At 32.3% G+C, this 19,700-nt stretch carries 14 protein-coding genes, 1 riboswitch and 1 other annotated feature; of the genes, 3 read left to right on the top strand and 11 right to left on the bottom strand.

Annotated elements, in window-relative coordinates:
• Positions 1-7: 7 nt before the first annotated feature.
• The 7 genes from rpoC to rplK all read right to left on the bottom strand — a co-directional run bounded on the left by rpoC (position 8) and on the right by rplK (position 11,047).
• The gene (rpoC, locus tag T434_RS0101735) at positions 8-4,111 is read right to left on the bottom strand and encodes a DNA-directed RNA polymerase subunit beta' (protein ID WP_026399639.1); all 4,104 of its coding nucleotides are present in this window, start codon (positions 4,109-4,111) and stop codon (positions 8-10) included.
• A complete protein-coding gene (rpoB, locus tag T434_RS0101730; protein ID WP_026399638.1) occupies positions 4,111-7,983 on the bottom strand; it encodes a DNA-directed RNA polymerase subunit beta in 3,873 nt (1,290 codons plus the stop codon). Before rpoB ends, rpoC begins: the two co-directional genes overlap by 1 nt.
• Positions 7,984-8,125: 142 nt before the next feature.
• The gene (locus tag T434_RS0101725) at positions 8,126-8,713 is read right to left on the bottom strand and encodes a class I SAM-dependent methyltransferase (protein WP_026399637.1); all 588 of its coding nucleotides are present in this window, start codon (positions 8,711-8,713) and stop codon (positions 8,126-8,128) included.
• Positions 8,714-8,784: 71 nt separating this feature from the next.
• Positions 8,785-9,159, bottom strand: coding sequence for a 50S ribosomal protein L7/L12 (rplL, locus tag T434_RS0101720; RefSeq protein WP_026399636.1), 375 nt, complete (start codon positions 9,157-9,159; stop codon positions 8,785-8,787).
• 20 nt (positions 9,160-9,179) lie between these two features.
• Entirely contained in the window at positions 9,180-9,674 is a 495-nt protein-coding gene (gene rplJ / locus T434_RS0101715) for a 50S ribosomal protein L10 (RefSeq protein ID WP_026399635.1), read from the bottom strand.
• A gap of 39 nt (positions 9,675-9,713) precedes the next feature.
• Positions 9,714-9,846, bottom strand: a sequence feature (ribosomal protein L10 leader region).
• Between the two features lie 15 nt (positions 9,847-9,861).
• A complete protein-coding gene (gene rplA / locus T434_RS0101710) occupies positions 9,862-10,557 on the bottom strand; it encodes a 50S ribosomal protein L1 (protein WP_026399634.1) in 696 nt (231 codons plus the stop codon).
• A gap of 64 nt (positions 10,558-10,621) precedes the next feature.
• Positions 10,622-11,047, bottom strand: coding sequence for a 50S ribosomal protein L11 (rplK, locus tag T434_RS0101705; protein WP_026399633.1), 426 nt, complete (start codon positions 11,045-11,047; stop codon positions 10,622-10,624).
• Positions 11,048-11,283: 236 nt separating this feature from the next.
• Here rplK and T434_RS06485 point away from each other — a divergent pair, with 236 nt between their 5' ends.
• The 3 genes from T434_RS06485 (at position 11,284) to T434_RS07385 (ending at position 14,050) form a co-directional block, all read left to right on the top strand.
• Entirely contained in the window at positions 11,284-12,126 is an 843-nt protein-coding gene (locus T434_RS06485; protein WP_084301024.1) for a VOC family protein, read from the top strand.
• Positions 12,127-12,160: 34 nt separating this feature from the next.
• Positions 12,161-12,294, top strand: a riboswitch (cyclic di-AMP (ydaO/yuaA leader).
• Positions 12,295-12,353: 59 nt separating this feature from the next.
• A complete protein-coding gene (locus tag T434_RS0101695; RefSeq protein WP_026399632.1) occupies positions 12,354-13,679 on the top strand; it encodes a cation:proton antiporter in 1,326 nt (441 codons plus the stop codon).
• 20 nt (positions 13,680-13,699) lie between these two features.
• Positions 13,700-14,050, top strand: a complete 351-nt coding sequence (locus T434_RS07385; protein WP_051614304.1) for a hypothetical protein — start codon at positions 13,700-13,702, stop codon at positions 14,048-14,050.
• Between the two features lie 25 nt (positions 14,051-14,075).
• Here T434_RS07385 and T434_RS0101685 read toward each other — a convergent pair whose 3' ends face one another.
• The 4 genes from T434_RS0101685 to T434_RS06470 all read right to left on the bottom strand — a co-directional run.
• The gene (locus T434_RS0101685) at positions 14,076-15,179 is read right to left on the bottom strand and encodes a hypothetical protein (RefSeq protein WP_162150611.1); all 1,104 of its coding nucleotides are present in this window, start codon (positions 15,177-15,179) and stop codon (positions 14,076-14,078) included.
• Positions 15,180-15,303: 124 nt separating this feature from the next.
• Positions 15,304-16,398, bottom strand: a complete 1,095-nt coding sequence (locus tag T434_RS0101680; protein ID WP_026399630.1) for a hypothetical protein — start codon at positions 16,396-16,398, stop codon at positions 15,304-15,306.
• A gap of 65 nt (positions 16,399-16,463) precedes the next feature.
• Entirely contained in the window at positions 16,464-17,333 is an 870-nt protein-coding gene (locus T434_RS07380) for an endonuclease I family protein (protein ID WP_162150610.1), read from the bottom strand.
• A 155-nt stretch (positions 17,334-17,488) separates the two neighbouring features.
• Positions 17,489-19,700 (bottom strand): InlB B-repeat-containing protein (locus T434_RS06470; protein ID WP_035358059.1); only part of this gene is annotated, 2,212 nt, incomplete at its 5' end.

The following is a 19,700-nucleotide window of genomic DNA, read 5'->3' as shown; positions in this document are numbered from 1 at the left end:
ATTTGAATTATAATGTATCGTCTAAATCATCTTCAAATTTAGAATCAGGTCTTTCATAATGGAAATAACTTTCTCTTAAAATACCTGTTCCGGCTGGGATTAAACCACCGATGATGACGTTTTCTTTTAGACCGTGTAAGAAGTCTTTCTTACCTTTAATTGCCGCATCTGTTAAAATACGAGTTGTTTCTTGGAATGATGCAGCTGATAAGAATGAATCACTTCTTAATGAAGCTCTTGTGATACCTAAAAGGATTGGACGACCTACAGCAGGACGTTTTCTTTGTTTGATTGCTTCAAGGTTTGCACGTTTAAATTCAGCGATTGAAACTTCAACACCTGGTAAGAGGTCAGTTTCACCTTCAATTAAAACGTTAATTCTTCTTAACATTTGACGAATAATAACTTCGATATGTTTGTCAGAAATTTCTACCCCTTGAGCACGGTAAACTTTTTGAACTTCTTCTAAGATGTACTTAGATGTTGTTTCAACATCTGTAACTCTTAATAATTCTTTTGGATGGATAGAACCGCGACTTAAGCGTTCTCCTGATTTAATTGTTTGATTTTTCTTAACGATAGTTTCAACGTTTGGATCAAGGGTATATTTAACTTCGCCCTCTTTAGCTTCAGGAGATTCAATTGTAATAATTGTTGAACCACCACGACGTGTAATATCCTTAACTTTACCGTTAACTTCAGAAATAGTTGCTTTACCTTTTGGATTACGTGCTTCAAATAATTCTTGAATACGTGGTAAACCTTGTGTGATATCAGATGCAGACGCAACCCCACCGGTGTGGAATGTACGCATGGTTAACTGTGTACCAGGTTCACCAATTGATTGTGCTGCGACAACCCCTACAGCTTCACCAACTTCAACTAACTTGTTAGTTGCTAGGTTAATACCATAGTCTTTAACGCAAATACCATGTTCTGATGTACATGATAGAATACTACGAATTTCAACTTCTTTAATTTCTGCTTTATCAATATCATGAGCAATTTCTGCAGTAATTAATTCATTTCGAGCAACTAACACTTCACCAGTTTTTGGATTAATAACATCTTTAGCCGCATAACGACCTAAGATTCTATCATATAGAGGAACAACTAATTTACCGTTTTCATCAATAATTGAACTTACAACAGTACCATGTGTTGATCCACAATCTTCTTCAACAATAATAACATCTTGTGAAACGTCAACTAAACGACGAGTTAAATAACCAGATTCAGCAGTTTTTAACGCTGTATCGGTTGAACCTTTACGCGCACCGTGTGTTGAAATGAAGAATTCAGACGCAGTTAACCCTTCACGGAATGATGATGTAACTGGGACTTCGATTGTTTCTCCTTTAGGGTTATTCATGAGTCCACGCATACCCATGAGCTGAGTAAAGTTAGAAACGTTACCACGAGCACCTGAGTCAGCCATCATAAAGATATGGTTATCTTTATCAAATGTACCCATTAAGTCTGTTTGGATCTTAGAACCAACTTCAGTCCACTTATCAATAATAAGTTTCTTTCTTTCTGAAGCTGTTAGTAATCCATCTTCATACATTTCTTCAATTTCAAAGATTTCTTGTTGTGTATTTTCAATTTTTTCTTTCTTACCTGGATATACGTTAATATCAGCAAATGAAATTGTAAATCCAGCAATTGTAGAATATTTGAAACCTAAGTCTTTGAGTTTATCAAGCATCTTAGATGTTTCAGAAATATGGAATTGTTTAAATACTTGAGCAATAATCATTGATAAGAATTTTTTCTTGAATGGCTCTGGGCTTTCAACAGCATGCAAGAATTCTTTTGGATTTGTACCTGGAGCTAAGAAATACTTATCTGGTGTTTCATGTTCAAGGTTATAACTTGATGGCTCGTTAATGTATGGGAATGATGGTGGTAAGATTTCGTTAAAAATAATCTTACCTAATGTAGTTACAAGGTATTTACCTTGTTGTTCAGCTGTAAATGTACCACGAACTGAAGATGGTTTTACAAAGATTCTTGTATGTAGATTTATTTCACCATTTTCATAAGCAAGTTTAGCTTCTTCAACAGATGAATAGAATTTACCTTCATTACGATTCTTGTATTGATATTCTTCTTTTTGTTTTTCAGTTCTAAATACTTCACGATCTAATCTTTCTTCAATTGTTAAGTAGTAGTTACCTAAAACCATGTCTTGTGATGGTGTAACAACTGGTTTACCATCTTTAGGGTTTAAGATGTTGTTTGAGGCAAGCATTAATAATCTTGCTTCAGCAATAGCTTCCGGAGAAAGTGGAACGTGAACCGCCATTTGGTCACCGTCAAAGTCAGCATTGAAGGCTGGTGTAACGAGTGGATGAAGACGGATAGCTTTACCATCAATTAATTTAGGTTCAAATGCTTGAATACCTAGTCTATGAAGTGTTGGAGCACGGTTTAATAGAACTGGATGTTCTCTAACAACCTTTTCTAATGCCTTCCAAGTATCTTCATCACGACGTTCATATTTTGTATTCGCATTACGTTTTTCATTACCTAATTTTTGTAATTCTCTTAAGATAAATGGCTTAAAGAGAATAATTGCCATTTCACGTGGAATACCACATTGGTACATTTGTAAATCTGGACCAACGATAATAACAGAACGACCTGAGAAGTCAACACGTTTACCAAGTAGGTTTTGACGGAAGCGTCCTTGTTTACCACGTAATAAGTCAGATAATGATTTTAAGTGACGATTTCTTTCAGTAGCAGCTTTTTTACCGCGTTTGGCATTATCAAATAATGCGTCAACTGCTTCTTGTAACATACGTTTTTCATTTTTAGTAATTAAACGAGGAGCATTTTGTTCTTTTTGCTTCTTTAAACGGTTGTTACGGTTAAGAATTCTACGATATAAATCGTTAAGATCTGTTGTTGCAAATCTTCCACCGTCTAACGGAACCATTGGACGTAAATCCGGTGGAATGACTGGAATAACATCCATAACCATCCATTCAGGTTTGTTATCTGAATTTTTGAATGCTTCAACAACTTCTAATCTCTTAATGATTCTTTCACGTTTTTGTTTAGGTGCTTTCTTTAAGCGACGACGTAAAGCCGCAGCTTCTTTTTCTAAGTCTAAATCTTGTAGTAATTTTTTAACTGCTTCAGCACCAGTTAAAGCTTGGAATCTATTTCCAAATTCTTCAACTAATCGTGAATGATCTTGTTCAGAAAGAATACTTTTCTTTGCTAATGGTGTGTTACCTGGATCAGTTACGATGTATGCTGCATGATATACAACTTCTTCTAAAGTTTTTGCTTTAATACCTAATAATAATGCAAGTTTAGAAGGTGAATTTTTTAAGTACCATGTATGAACAACAGGAGCTTCTAAATTAATATGTCCCATACGTTCACGACGTACTTTAGATTCAGTAATTTCAATACCACATTTTGGACAAATTTGGCCTTTATTTACCGTTTGTTTCTTACCACAAGCACATTGATAATCTCTTGTTGGACCAAAGATTCTTTCGTCAAATAAACCACCAATTTCTGGTTTATTTGTACGATAGTTAATAGTTTCATGGTTGACAACTTCACCATAACTCCAAGCACGAATTTCTTGTGGAGAAGCTAAACGAACTTTGAAATGTGAATAAGCTCTTGAACCATAACCTTTTCGGACTGATTCATTTTTAACTTGATCGTCCATACCAATTGGTTCAATTGCATCATCATCACTTGGTTCTAATGGTTGTTCATTATATAAAGCAAGTAAGTCGTTAATTTCTTTTAGATAAAATTCGTCATCTTTGAAGATATGATAAAGTGCTTGTTTATCATAACTTAATAATTGTGCTAATTCTTTGATGCCTGATGTTTCTAATACTTGTGTAACTTCATCGGATAAGGAAAGGTCTTTTACTTTAGTTGGCAACTTATAGAAAATTAAGTTAGGCATTACTTCATCAAAATTTTCTTGAAGTAATGTTTTTAATTCCTTTAAGTTATATGTATTGAAGTCTTCTAACTTATCTATACCAGAAAGTTTTAGTTTACCAAGTGCTTCTACGGAAAGTTTTAAACTTTCAACAGGAAGTGATAAAACATCTTTTGGATTTGCCATTATCTATACCCTCCTTTGGATTTTGATCCATCCACTAAACTCTTGATCGCTTCGTTTTCACCGGTTTCTGCATCAATGAGTTCAACATAAAGTCCTAATGCTTGAAGTTCTCTTGTTAATACTCTAAATGATTCTGGAATGGAGGCTCTTGGTATTTCTTGACCATGTGTAATGGCAGAATATACTTTGTTACGTCCTAACATATCGTCTGACTTCACAGTTAACATTTCTTGTAATGTGTGAGCAGCACCATATGCATATAATGCCCAAACTTCCATTTCCCCGAAACGTTGACCACCGTTTTGAGCTTTACCACCCATTGGTTGTTGTGTAACAAGTGTATATGGACCAACGTTACGAGCGTGTAATTTATCATCAACCATGTGTGAAAGTTTTAACATATACATCACACCGACTGAGATACGGTTTTGGAACGGTTCTCCAGTTCTTCCATCATATAAGACAGTCTTACCATCTGGTTCCATACCAGCTTCAGCCATAATGTTTCTTAAGTCTTCATCAGATACCCCATCAAATACAGGTGTAGCAATTTTAATACCTAATTTCTTAGCTGAAATACCTAAATGGATTTCTAGAATTTGTCCAATATTCATACGAGATGGAACTCCTAATGGGTTTAACATGATGTCAACTGGTGTACCATCTGCTAAATATGGCATATCTTCTCTTGGTAAGATTCTTGAGATAACCCCTTTATTACCGTGACGACCAGCCATTTTGTCCCCTTCAGTAATCTTACGTTTCTTAGCGATGAACACACGAATTTGCTCGTTAACACCTGGCATGAGTTGATCGCCATTTTTCTTACTGAAATATTGAACAGACTGAACAACACCACCACCTCCATGAGGTACACGTAGTGATGAATCACGATATTCTTTTGCTTTATCTCCAATAACTGCATGAATTAATTTTTCAGCAGGTGTCGGTTCAAATACACCTTTTGGTGTAATTTTACCAACTAAGATGTCGCCTTCTTTAACTTCAGAACCTGGAATAATAATTCCACGTTCATCTAAGAATTTAACGGCATCTGGGCCAACGTTTGGAATTTCTCTTGTGATTTCTTCTTTACCGTTAGCTTGTTTTAAATCTCTTGTTTCGATTTCGTATTCATCAATGTGAATAGAAGTATAAACGTCATTCTTAACTAAGTCTTCACACATGATGATCGCATCTTCGTAGTTATAACCTTCCCATGTCATGAATGCGACAGTGACGTTTCTACCTAATGCTAATTCGCCTTTGCTTGTTGAAGGACCGTCAGCAATGACATCACCTTTTTCAACATATTCACCTTGAACAACGATTGGTTTTTGTAAGATTAATGTATCTTGGTTTGAACGATTAAATTGAATAAGTTCGAATACTTTTGGTTCAACAATCTTTAAATCGTATAATCTCTTAGCAATTCCATAATTGAAATCTCCGCCAACTTTATAAAGTGTTTCACCACGAATGATGATATCTTCAGTTGGTTCTTCTAAGATTAAGATCTTTCTTGCATCAACATAAACAACATAACCTGTAACATTTGATACAACAACAGCTCCTGAGTCTTTTGCAGCACGGTGTTCAATACCAGTACCAACAATTGGAGATTCTGTTTGTAATAGTGGAACAGCTTGACGTTGCATGTTCGCACCCATTAAGGCACGAGAAGCGTCATCGTGTTCTAGGAATGGAATACATGATGTCGCAACAGATACTAACTGTTTAGGTGATACGTCGATATATGTCACATCATTTGCTTCAAAGATCGCAGTTTCACCGTTAGATCTTGCAATAACTCGTGATTCCATGAAGTAACCTTCATCATTTACAGGAGATGCAGCTGATGCGATAACTTCGTTTATTTCTTGATCTGCTGTTAAATATACTGTTTCATTAATAACTCTTGGTTTACCTTCTTCATCTTTAACAACCTTTAAGAATGGTGTCATAATGAATCCATATTCATCAACTTTTGCATATGTTGCTAAACTTGAGATTAATCCGATAGATGGACCTTCTGGTGTTTCAATTGGACATAATCTACCATAGTGAGAGTTGTGGACGTCACGTACTTCAACCCCTGCACGGTCACGTGCAATACCACCAGTACCTAACGCAGATACTCTACGTTTTTGAGTTAATTCAGCAAGTGGATTAATTTGGTCCATGAATTGTGATAATTGTGATGAACCAAAGAATGATTTAATAGCACCTGCTAATGGTGTCATGTTTATAATTTGAGCAGGTGAAATAGATTCATTAAAGTTTGTTGTTGACATCTTATCTTTAATGTTCTTCTCAGCTCTTGCTAAACCGATTCTGAATTGATTCTTTAATAATTCACCAATTAAACGTAAACGACGGTTACCTAAATGGTCAATATCATCAGTTGAACCTAACCCATCGTAAAGGTTTAAGTAGTAAGAAATTGAAGCAATAATGTCTGATAAGACAATATGTTCTTTAGTAACTCTTTGGTCGTTACCAACAACTCGGATGAGTTGAGATTTGTTTGTGTTATCGTCATAACGAATAACATCTAACATTTCAACAATAACGCCTTGTCTTTCGGCTTCTTTTTCAAAAATATTTTCATTTGATAAGAAATATTTAGCAACTTTTTCATCCAAGTTTGCGCGATTCTTACGTAATAAGCCAAGTACTTCATCAGTGATTTCTTCATTTTTCTTAACTAAAATTTCACCAGTCTTAACGTTTTCAATGTTCTTCTTAGCAAATAGTTTATCGCCACCTTCAGGAAGACGAGTTGCAAAAATTTCTTCTTCTGGTTCGTTATGTAAACTTTTTTCTTTTGAAACAACTTCTTTTCTTAATAAATCACGGTTATCTTTTAAAATTTCAATAACTTCTTTAGTAATTTCAGTATCTTTTGGTAAGATAACTTTACCATCTCTTACTAAGTCGTTTGCTAAAAATGTACCTTCAACACGACTTAACACGTCTAATTTTTTATTAAACTTATAACGACCAACTGATGCTAGATCATAACGTCTACGATCGAATAATCTTGAACGAATATGTTCTCTTGCTTCATTAATAGGTGCTTTTTCACCTTGACGAAGTTTAGAATATAATTCGATGACAGCTTGGTCTGAAATAGATAATTTTTCGTTTGAAATTTCGTCTTCAACAACATCTTTAAGTTCATCTTTATCGAAAGTTGATGCTAATAGTGGATTTTTTCCAAACACTGCATCTATTTCTTTTTTAGATTCAAAACCTAATGCTTTGATAAAAGTCGTTAATGGGATTTTCTTAGAACGGTCAACTTTTGCATAAAAAATTTCTTTTGATCCTTGTTCGTATTCAATCCAAGCACCACGTGTTGGAATGATTTGAGCAGAGTATTTGATAGTATTGGTCTTTTTATCTAACTCTGAAGTGTAGTAAGCACCACTTGAACGAACAATTTGTGAAACGACAACTCTTTCAGCACCATTGATAACAAATGTACCAGTTGGAGTCATCATAGGTAAATCTGCCATTAAAACATTGGATTCTTTTATTTCCCCTGTTACAGCATTTTCAAGTTTCACTTTACAAAATAATTGTCTTGAATAGTTAAAATCACGGAGCTTTGCTTCTCCGATTGAATATTTTGGTTCAGCTAAATAGCTTGATTCAAAATATAGTTTTAAATCCCCATTGTGACCTTCAATTGGGGAAATATCTAATAATAACTCGTCAATACCCGTTTTAATAAATTCATCAAACGACGAAGTCTGTATTTCAATTAGGTTAGGTAAGTCTACCTCGTGTAACATTTTAGAATAATTTTGACGTACAGCTTTCTTTCCGTACTTCACTGTTTTTCCAAATTCTTTTTTATCTCCCATGAATCCACACTCCTATCGTTTTTTGGGATATTTGAAGCTTCATTTTATATATATGAATATATAAAAAGTCCATTTCTATGCATTTTATTATTTTACCATTTTTTTAACAAATATGTCAACTAAACAGATTTTTTACATAATTTTATTTTGAAGCTTTAATAATATAAAAACCTTTGCTTTTTTCAACAACAATTACGGTATTAAATATGGTTTTTAGATATTCTACCGTTGATTTTGCACCTTGTTGAACGCGTACTACAATCCATAAAGAACCCTTTTCATTTAGATGAAGAAAAGCTTCTTTATACAGTGTATAAATCACTTTTTTCCCGGTACGGATTGGCGGATTTGAAATAATCAAATCAAATTTTTTATCGATATTAGAATACAAATCCGATTCAAAAATTTCTACATCCACATTGTTTAATTTCGCATTTTTATTTGCTAAATTTAACGCTCTTAAATTCACATCAGTCATTGTGACTTCCAATGTTGGATATTTCTTTTTTAAAGCTATACCAATCACACCAATTCCTGTTCCTATATCTAGGAGTGTTTGTTCTTGATTGATTGTAACGGTTTCGATTAATAGTTTTGATCCATAATCTAATTCACCATAACTAAAGGTGCCTTTATCTGAAAAAAATTTAAATTGCATATTAAAAAGGGAGGCAGTAAACATGACTTCTTTACTATCTAATTTTTCATCATTTTGAAAATAATGACTCATTTTTATACCTCCCTTTTTAACGACAAAAACCCGAAGGTAATCCCTCAGGTTTTAAATATTTTTTTGTAAAATTAAACGATTTCGACTTTAGCGCCTGCAGCTTCGAAGTCAGCTTTAATTTTGTCAGCTTCTTCTTTCTTAACTTTTTCTTTGATCTTAGCATCAGCTGTTTCAACTAATGTCTTAGCTTCAACTAATCCTAAACCAGTAACTGCACGAGCAACTTTAATTACTTCGATTTTCTTATCGCCAATAGCTTTTAAGATAACATCGAATTCTGTCTTTTCTTCAGCAGCAGCAGCTGGAGCAGCAGCTGGACCTGCAACTGCAACAGCAGTTGGATCGATACCGAATTCTTCTTTTAATCCATCAACTAATTCTTTAATTTCTAATAAAGTCATTTCTTTTAAAGCTTCAACGAAAGCTTCTTTTGTTAATTTAGCCATTTTTCTAAATCTCCTTCTAATTAATTATTTTCTTTTTCAGTAAGCATATGTAAACCTACTGCAACTTGTTGTACTGGCATTAATAAACCAGCAGCTAATTGTGTTAATAAAGTTTCTCTTGATGGTAAGCTTGCTAATGAAATGATAGCACTCTTGTCAACAACTTTACCTTCAATAACACCGGATTTAATCACAACCGTTTTGTTTTCTTTAGCGAATTCGAAAACATGTTTAGCAGGTGCAACGACGTCATCATATGAAATTGCAATTGCGATTGGACCAACAAGTCCGCCTACTAAATCATCGAACCCAACTACTTGAGCAGCACGTCTTGTGATATTGTTTTTGTAGACTTTAACTTCTACATTTTCTTTTCTTAAAGTGTTTCGTAATTTTGTGAAGTCTGAAACTGATAAACCTTTGTATTCAAAAGCAACAATAGTCTTAGAGTTCTTAAACTTTTCAGCTAATGTTTCAACTTCTTGAATCTTACGAAGAATAGCTTCTTTTTGCATGTCTGCCTCCTTTTGGGTGTTTCTGTTTCGATTTTATTTCTCAAAAAAATAAAATCTCTCTTCAAATCCATAAGACAAAAAGAGAGAAAAATTTATTCCAGATGATTTTTCCTCGGTAGCAAATTAAGATCCATTGATCAGCTACTGTCTTAGGTATTTATCTTTATAATGATTTAATTATTGATTATTACTTTTTGATTAATGTTTCATCAACATGGATACCAGGACCCATTGTTGTTGAAACGGAAATGTTTTGAATGTATGTACCTTTTACTGTTGCTGGTTTGATACGAATTAATTGATTGTAGATTGCAAGTAAGTTTTCATGTAATTTGTTAGCTTCAAATGAAACCTTACCGATTGGAACATGGATGTTACCAACTTTATCAGTACGGTATTCAATTTTACCTGCTTTAATTTCTTTAACTGCTTTTGCAACGTCTACAGTAACAGTTCCAGTTTTAGGGTTTGGCATTAATCCTTTAGGACCTAATACTCTACCTAATTTACCGAGTTGAGCCATCATGTCTGGTGTTGCAACCATAACATCAAACTCAAACCAACCGCCACTGATTTTTTCAATTAATTCTACATCTCCTGCTGCATCAGCACCAGCTGCTAAAGCTTCTTTAGCTTTGTCAGCTTTTGCTACAACGATAACACGAACGTCTTTACCAGTTCCATGAGGTAAGCTAATAGCACCTCTTAAACTTTGGTCAGCTTTTCTTGGGTCAACGTTTAAACGGAATGCAGCTTCAACTGTAGCATCAAACTTAGTAACAGAGGTTTTTTTAGCTAGATCAACAGCTTCTAAGCCAGAATATTTCTTAGTCTTATCAACTAGTTTGATCGCTTCTAAGTACTTCTTTCCTCGTTTCATGATATTCCTCCTAAATGTGGTATAACGGGATTTCCTCCCACAATTTAGAAACGTTTAATTTTCTAAATTATTCAGTAATTGTGATGCCCATCTGTCTAGCAGTACCCGCAATGATGTTTGCTGCTGCTTCAACAGTGTGTGCGTTTAAATCTGGCATCTTAGTTTTTGCGATTTCTTCCAACTGTGCTCTAGTGATTGTAGCAACTTTATCTTTCTTAGGGTTTTTAGCACCTTTTTCGATTTTAGCTGCTTTCTTGAGTAGGTCAGAAGCTGGTGGTGTCTTAGTAACAATATCAAATGTTCTATCATCGTAGACATTGATAATTACCGGTACAATGTAACCAATCATATTTTGAGTCATATCGTTAAATTGCTTAACGAATTGTGGAATGTTAACTTGAGCTTGACCAAGTGCTGGACCAACTGGTGGTGCTGGAGTTGCTTTTCCTGCAGGGATTTGCAATTTAACTTGTTTAACGACTTTCTTTGCCATAACACGACCTCCTTCTTTATCTATAAGTATGTGGTACGAAATTCTTTCTTCCACTATGGTGTGTCTACACGCGTTACTATTCTATCATTATTGATAGGTGATGTCAACAACTTTTTATTTTAAATAAATACTCTTATTTTTATCGATGTTTTTACATATTTTATACGCTCTAAAAATGCCTTTTTTCCAATAAAAAACACCCCTTATTTTATAATTGAAATTAGAAAGGGGTTTTTATGATGGAAAACTTTCATACCCAAAATATCAAACATGTAAAAAATGTAAGTTTGATCGTTAAAAATATTGATGCCATGCTAAATTTTTATGAGAAAGCAATTGGCCTTAAATTGATCTCAAAAGAAGACAATATTTATAAACTTGGTACATATCAAAACGTACATTTATTAACATTAATTCATGAACCAAATGCTTTAGAAAAAAGACGTTCAACAGGGCTTTATCATTTTGCATTACTGTTACCAAATAGAAATTATTTAGGACAATTCATTAAACATGTTATCCTAAATCGAATTCCTGCTGTAGGAGGTTCCGATCACGGTATTAGTGAAGCATTTTATTTAGATGATCCAGAAGGTAACGGTATAGAAATTTATGCCGATAAACCAAAAGAAAAATGGCCTCCATTTGACCAAGCAGAAAACCTTATGTTAGACTATGAAGATTTAATTAAAAGTGCCGCAAATGAGCCCTTTACTAAAATCCCTGATGGTACAATTATGGGACATATTCATCTTTATGTTTCAAGTATCGAAAAAGGTAAAAAATTCTTTTTAGATGTATTAGGTTTAAAACCAACCATGGAATATGGTCCAAAAGCTTTCTTTGTTTCTGATCACGGGTATCATCACCATGTTGGATTTAACACTTGGCAAGGTACTGGAATACCTAATAAATTAGATTTGGAAGTTGGTTTAACTGAATATGAATTTCATATTCCAAAAAATGAAGTTACTAACCTTATTGAGTCTTTAAAAAACAACAACATACCATACACAATTAACTACAATTACATATACTTTAAAGATATGAATAATACGAATGTAAAAGCGATGATATAATTTCATTGCTTTTTCATTCAAAAAATGTATAATTATAGTGTCAACTCCGAGTCAACAAAATACTTTGAGTGGGGGAACCATTTATTGGGGTGAATCAATATTTTATTGTAAGGATACTTAATGTCCTGAATCCGTCAGCTAACCTCATAGGAGTCATTAAGCGTATAAAACATTTATGTTTGTACGTTTTTTTTCATGTCTAAAGTTGTAAAAAGGAGGATAATTGCATGGAAACGTATTTACTTATATTTAAATTATCAATTGTTTTAGCTGTTGGTTTTATTGGTGCCATCATCGCTAGAAAATTTAAGTTACCAAATGTTAGTGGTTACTTAGTATTAGGTCTTTTACTTGGACCAAGCTGGGGGTTACTATTTCCAGGGTTCGAAGGTATTATCACACCAAAAGATAATGAAAACTTAAAGTTTTTAAGTGAAATTGCATTAGCATTTATCGCATTTTCTATTGGTAGTGAATTCGCAATAAAATCCATCAAAAAGATGGGGAAATCAGTTATTATTCTAACAACATTTGAAGTATTAGGTGCTGTAGCATTAGTATTTATTGCTATGCTTCTTGTACCAAAACCAGAAATTATTCAACCTGGTTATCAAATTTTAGGAAATAATAACATAGCCTTTGCAATGATTCTTGCAAGTATGAGTGCTGCTACTGCTCCCGCTGCAACATTACTTGTTATTCGTCAATACCGTGCATATGGTCCAGTGACTAAAAACATTTTACCTATTACAGCTTTAGATGATATTTATGGTATTGTTGTCTTCGGATTCTTTATTTCAATTGCACAAATTCTTGCGGGACATTCAACAATTACAAACCCGGCATTAATGTTTTCAAAACCATTTATTGAAGTATTTGGTTCTATCATCCTTGGTATGGTCATTGGATTTATCTTATCTAAAATTTCTAACCTTTTCAAATCCATTAGAGACGATATCCAAGTATTAAGTATTACTGCTATTTTATTTACTATCGGATCTATTTATTTACTAAACCATTATCTAGAAGATTTTGGTTTAGAATTTAGTCAATTACTAGCAAACATCATGGTTGGTTCAATGGTCGCTAATATTGCTAAAAAACCTGAATCAAACTTCAACTCAATTAACGATCTAGCTACACCATTCTTTGTTATCTTCTTCGTATTAGCAGGTGCAAGTTTAGATTTAGGTGTAATTCGTTCAGATATTTTAGTTTTAGGTATTAGTGTCGTTTATATTATCGCTCGTGGTAGTGGTAAAATTCTTGGTATTGCGATTGGTGCTAAAATTGTTAAAAGCGAACCTACAGTTAAAAAATACTTAGGTATTGCACTTTTACCACAAGGTGGGGTTTCAATTGGTCTTTTAGTTGTGGTATACTCACAAATGAGATCATTCTATCCTGTAATTTCAACAATTATCATGTTATCAATTTTAGTTTATGAAACAATGGGTCCAATTTTTGCTAAGTACTCACTTACAAAATCTGGAGAACTATACGCACTTGATCGTTTAAACCAACCATCTGAATTAGATGATTCACATATATAATCTTAAAGGAGGATACATAGGTGGAAGTTTTATTTATCGTTGTTAACGACTTATCCTATATGGATAAAATTTTAGGGAAAATGTTAGAACTTAAAGTACGTGGTGCTACTATTCTTGATTCTGAAGGTATGGCTCGTGCAATTATGCGTGAGGAAGGATTTAATTTCTTATTATCAGGTCCATTCCAACAATCTGCTTCTACTAAAGGTTCAAAAACAATTTTCACAGTTATTAGTGATTTAAGTAAAAAAGATTTAATCATTGAATCAATTCATGATATTTTAAGTGAATCAGACATCCAAGGTGCTGGATTCATGTTCTCAATTCCAGTATCTGGTATTTATCCAATCAAACCAAAACAAGCAAAATAAAAGGTAGGATTATTTCCTACCTTTTTTATCTTCTAATGCTTAAATTAAATGAAACATTTGATGTTTTATCTTTATTAATAAATTCAACTTTAAAGTTTAATTCTTTAACACCTGGATTTTCTTTAAAATAATTCGTAATAAAATCAATATTTACCCTTAATATACCCTCTTCAAATGTAAATTGATCTTTAACTTCAAAAGTATTTGATGTAATTTTATCTAATGTATAATCAAACACATCGAAGATAAATTTAACATCGTGTTTAAAATCAGATGTAACAATACTTTCGCTCATCAAGTAAACCGTATCTTTTTGATTGAATTTTATCGTTATATCGTGTTGTCCAAGATTTGTTGTTAGGCGTATTGTATATGTATTATCATAAGACGCTTTCGTTGTTTGAGGTAAATTAATTAAGAATTTACTATTTATATAAAAAGCATCATTTTTTATATAAACTTCATCTTTAATATTTGAAACTACTGTTTCTAAAGTTTGTGACATGTGATATGTAATCAAACTTACATCATATCTTAAAATTATTTCATTTTCTTCATAATCATATATCAATAAATCCGATGTTGATTTTAAACTATATGTATATTCATTTGAAGTAATTTTCTTTTGGTGTTCAAGTATATCAATTGTTACAACCGGAGAAAAATCACTATCTACATATTGATCAGAAATCGCTTGAATGCGGACTTGATATGTACCAACTTCTAATGATGGAACAATATCTAATATAGAATTATATACAACGCCATTAATTTCAATATTATAACTATCTGCACCTTCTACAGGTTCAAAAACAATTCTATTATTAACTGCTTGGATGTCTTTAGGGTAATCTAAAAATATCATATTAAATTCAAGAACTTGAGAATAAAGCGAATCTAAAAAACCTTCTGCAATAGCTTTAACTTTAACTCTATATTCGCCTTCTTCTAAAAATGTATAGGTTGTTTCAGTAATCTCAATCATTTCACCGTTAATATTTAAAATATAACTTGTTGCTTTATCGACTGGATCAAACGTTAATACATCTTTATGAATTTCTAAATTTCTTGGTGTGTTAAGTCTTTCAATAGGTTTTTCATTTGATGAACAACCTATTAAGATAAACAATGAAAAAAATAAAATGATGCCCCTTTTAACCATCTCTATCGCCCCTTTAAAACAATTATATCATAAAATAATCGCGTATATTTAAATACTAAACATGAAGAAAGCCTATATTTTCATAGGCTTTTTATCTTTTTATAACTAAGATAATTACAATCGAATTACCATTTTCATGTTTTAATATTAAGTTTAATACTAATTCAGTTTTAGATTCATTTTTAGTAAAATATTCTTTTATATATTCTTGTTTGATTAATAAAATATTATTTTGATATGTATATTTTTCTATTGTTTGATCAGAAACCTTAATTTCTTTTAATTCATACCCAAAATTTTCAATTCTAAAGATAACATCATGATAATAATCATTTTGAACTCTTAAATCACTATATACATATGGTAATTCTCTTTCATTGATAATCAGTTCAATTTCATGTTCGCCAAGATTTGTACGTAAAACGAAATTCTGTGTATTTTTATCAAGTGATTTAATATAATCGTTTTTTAAATAAACAATTTGATCTTTAACATAAGTGTTTGATTTATCAATTTGTAATTCTTTATTATCCTTTACTAAATATAATTCATAAACTAAATTATTAACTGATTTTAAATAGTGATAAAGTGGTAAATCAAATTCAGATTTAAAACTATATCGATATTGATGTTTTGTATGTAAATATTCATCTCCTGATATCACAATTGATAAAATAGGTGAATATTTGCTATCTACAAATGTTTTAGATACACTTTGGATTTGAATTTTGTATTCTCCTTCTTCTAAATAAGGAATAATATCTTTAGCAGTATTATATATAGTATCATTAATCTTAATATTATAACTGTCAGCACCTATAACTAAATCATAAACAATACGGTTATTCTCAATTCTTATATTATCCGGATAATTTAAAAATTTGACAGTAACAAAAATATCTTCAGTTAATAAAGAGTCTAAATAACCTTCTGCAGAAGCTTTAATTCTTACTGTGAATTCACCTTCTTCATTAATAGTAAATTCATTCGTATTTATAGTATGGTTAACACCATTTAAATTAATAATATATTTTTCTGCATATTGAACTTTATCAAAAGTTATATGATTTTTATCAACTACTATATTTTTAGGTGTATCTAAGCGCGTTAAAACTGTATTATTGTTACACGCAAATAATACCAATAAAAATATATTTAAGATAAAAATTAAACTGATTTTCTTCATTTTTATGGCCCCTTCGATTTGAAAAAACCTCCAAAGCTAATTCAACCTTGGAGGTTTATATTCTATTAATTACCGTAAATCATATCAACTAACTCAGGATGATCGATAAAAGGATTTCGATTATGTTGATACTCATATATCTTATTATTTCGATAGATTTCAAATTCATCGACTGGATCAGCTTTATGCCATTCGATAAATGTTTGAAGATCACCAATCTTTGAAATGTTGGTTAATGACCCCCATCTTATATCCATATAGAAAATGATTCTAGCGACATCACCTCTATGATGATCACCCGGATACCATTTACCACTATAGTTACCAAATCCTTGAGCAACATATACTTGGTTGATAAATAAATTATTACCTCTTGTTGAGTTAACGTTTGTATCAGCTGCACGAAGATTGTGCAAATCGGCATCTATACCACGTGTATTATCACTTGGATCATAGCTTCCTGTTCCAAAAAGTGACTTAGCCCAAACGTGTTCTCTATTCCAAGTGGATTGTGTTCCATCGTTATTGGCATTCCATATTGGTGATGCGTATCCATCAAATTGAAATCCACTATCTTTAGATGTACGCAAAGTATCTGTATATATTAAGTATAAGTAATCTGAATCATATGTAACCCATCGATCAGTTTCTCCAAGATAATATCTTGCCTGGCCATAAGTAGTTGTTTCATATTGCCCAGTATCATTAAGGATTCTATATAGTTCATCAACTAAAGCTTGTCCACTTAAACCACTTAATGATGCATAATAACCTTCAAATTCTCCACTTGAAGATTCACTTACTACAATTGTTAATACAAGTGTAGTTATATTCCCAGCTTCATCTGAAACACTATATATAATTTCATAATCCCCGATTAATGAAAACACATATTTACCTAATGTACTGTTATAGAATGGTTGAATTAAACTCAAATCTACTTCTACTAAGTGACTTATATTTCCATCAACATTATCTATAGCAGTTACAATAGGTAGGTTCCACTCATCCCCTACAGATAGCTTAACTTGATTGTTAGTATATGCTGGGTTAAGTGTTATCTGTGGCTCTTCATTATCTTCTGTAGGGGTTAATTCGATAAATATTTTACTTTTATACTATAAATATAGATTGAGTTTGTTGTTGTTGTAACTTCAATTTTGATATTACCACTTAATCCGTCCACTTCTACTATTCCTGCAGATCTATTGGTAATTCCACCTGATGTTGTTACAGTAAAGTTTTGTACTTCAACCCCACCAATTAATGTCTTAATTTTACCAGCCCCACTTGATGCATTGGTTGAATATGTAATTTCAATTGACACAACATTTGTAAATTCAATCGATGATGTTCCGTTTGCTCCAGAAGCACCGGAAGTAACCTGAACTCCTCTCCCACTTTGATATTGGTTTCCATCTTTACCACTAGTCCAATTCTCAGTACCAATTTTTATTCCATCAACATATTTATCAGCACGCCAGTCTTTGGATGTGAAAATATATTCAACTACTGTTGGTTCTAGTAAAATCCATTTAGAATAAAGAGTAATATCAGCTATAACAATGTTTTCTTCAAAATCCCATTCATTTTCAAATGTATTATCGTCTATAAACCATCCCGCAAATATAAATCCTTCTTTTGTTGGATCTGCTGGTTTTGTTACTTTGTTACCAACAATTACGGTTTGTGAAGAAACTTCACTACCACCATTTGAATTGAATGTTACTTTATATTCTGTAGTTGCTGAAACCCATTTTGCATATAGTATAATATCCGAATCTACCTGGGTATTTTCAAAATCCCATTCAATTAAGAATGTCTCATTATCTACAAACCATCCCGCAAATATAAATCCCTCTTTTGTTGGATCTGCTGGTTTTGTTACTAAATCACCAAGGAATAATTCTTGATCACTGTAATCATCATCACCAGTCCCTCCATTTAAGTTAAATGAAACTGTATATTGAGGTAATGCTTCAAATTTAGCAGTTAAAGTCATATGTCTTGTGATTGGTGTATCAAAATTAAATTCAACATCGTTTTCATCAAACCAACCAATAAATTCATAACCTACTTTTGTAGGATTACTTGGTTTATCTAATTTATCGTGTCTAATAATAGCTTGAGTAAAATGAATTGAATCATCAACTTTAAAGTCTACATTATATGCTTTGGAATCAGCACTACTTGAAATCATTAAATTGTCAACTAGAACTCTCGCATTGTTACTACCAGAATTTTCTGACTCAGCGTAAAATCTAATCTTAGTAGAACCAATGCTTAGTGAAATATTCTTTATTGTAGTACCACTCAATTCTGGTAATAAATCTTTAAGTGTAATCCATTCATTGTTATTCCATGTCTGAACTTCGAATACAGTGAATAATGAAGTAGCAGTAGCATTCCAATAGCCAATTTCGAAAGTTAACTCACCATCAACTCGATGAGCAAAGTCAAATTCAGCATAAGACTCTCCACCACCTTGATCTACTCTTGGTGATATAACCAGTGCATCAGAGTTAAAATTCCCTCCTTTATTCTTTGCTACTCTTTTGAAACTTATTATAAAATCACTGCTATCAACCAAATTTTTATATGAATAACTTGACACATATCCATTATCTTCAGAACCATAATTATTTGGTTGTTCGCTTACATTAAAATCAAAATGATATGCTAAAGCGCTGTTTTTTACAAAATTATTCTCACTATAAACAGTAACTAATCCATCTGTACCTTTAAAGATTGCATAACCTCTAAATGATTTATATGTACCTTCATTTAAAGAACGTAAGAATTCATGTGCTGGTGACATAGCACTAGATACTAATTTTGTAGCATTTTCAAATGTTAATACCTTAACATCAGTACTTACTAATAAACCGTATTCAACTAATTCATAACCATCTACTAAATTAACATGTCCTAAAAAACTTTGTTTGCCTTCGAAAATACCTGATACATTAAAGAGATATACAGAAGGTTTTGCTACAAAGTCTTCATCATACACAGCTTCTAAAGTAACTGGTTTTAATGCTGAAATAACATAGTTTGGATTTGTTGAAACAACTTGTCCATCTTCATCTGCCCAATAACTAAATTGTTCAGGGTTAGTTGGTGTTAATTCAACTAAATCATTATAAAGTGGTGCTTCAGGACTAATTGTTCCACCAATAACTGTAATTTCAATAACATCTTCTTTGTTTTCACGATCATATTGTGCTACTAAAACTTTTGGTGAATCTTTATGTTCTGCAAAACTATGGAATACTAATCCTGGTTTAGCAGGTTTATTTACG

The organism is Acholeplasma equifetale ATCC 29724 (assembly GCF_000687735.1).
Lineage (GTDB): Bacteria > Bacillota_I > Bacilli_A > Acholeplasmatales > Acholeplasmataceae > Acholeplasma > Acholeplasma equifetale.
Note: the sequence above shows the minus strand (reverse complement) of the source record. Positions and strands in the feature narration are given on the sequence as shown.

Bases quoted from the DNA above. Each gene is read 5' to 3' on its own strand.
- rplJ (WP_026399635.1), bottom strand. From the start codon at position 9,674: ATGCAAAAAGAAGCTATTCTTCGTAAGATTCAAGAAGTTGAAACATTA.
- rpoB (WP_026399638.1), bottom strand. From the start codon at position 7,983: ATGGGAGATAAAAAAGAATTTGGAAAAACAGTGAAGTACGGAAAGAAA.
- T434_RS0101725 (WP_026399637.1), bottom strand. From the start codon at position 8,713: ATGAGTCATTATTTTCAAAATGATGAAAAATTAGATAGTAAAGAAGTC.
- rpoC (WP_026399639.1), bottom strand. From the start codon at position 4,111: ATGGCAAATCCAAAAGATGTTTTATCACTTCCTGTTGAAAGTTTAAAA.
- rplK (WP_026399633.1), bottom strand. From the start codon at position 11,047: ATGGCAAAGAAAGTCGTTAAACAAGTTAAATTGCAAATCCCTGCAGGA.
- T434_RS0101695 (WP_026399632.1), top strand. From the start codon at position 12,354: ATGGAAACGTATTTACTTATATTTAAATTATCAATTGTTTTAGCTGTT.
- T434_RS0101680 (WP_026399630.1), bottom strand. From the start codon at position 16,398: ATGAAGAAAATCAGTTTAATTTTTATCTTAAATATATTTTTATTGGTA.
- rplL (WP_026399636.1), bottom strand. From the start codon at position 9,159: ATGGCTAAATTAACAAAAGAAGCTTTCGTTGAAGCTTTAAAAGAAATG.
- T434_RS06485 (WP_084301024.1), top strand. From the start codon at position 11,284: ATGATGGAAAACTTTCATACCCAAAATATCAAACATGTAAAAAATGTA.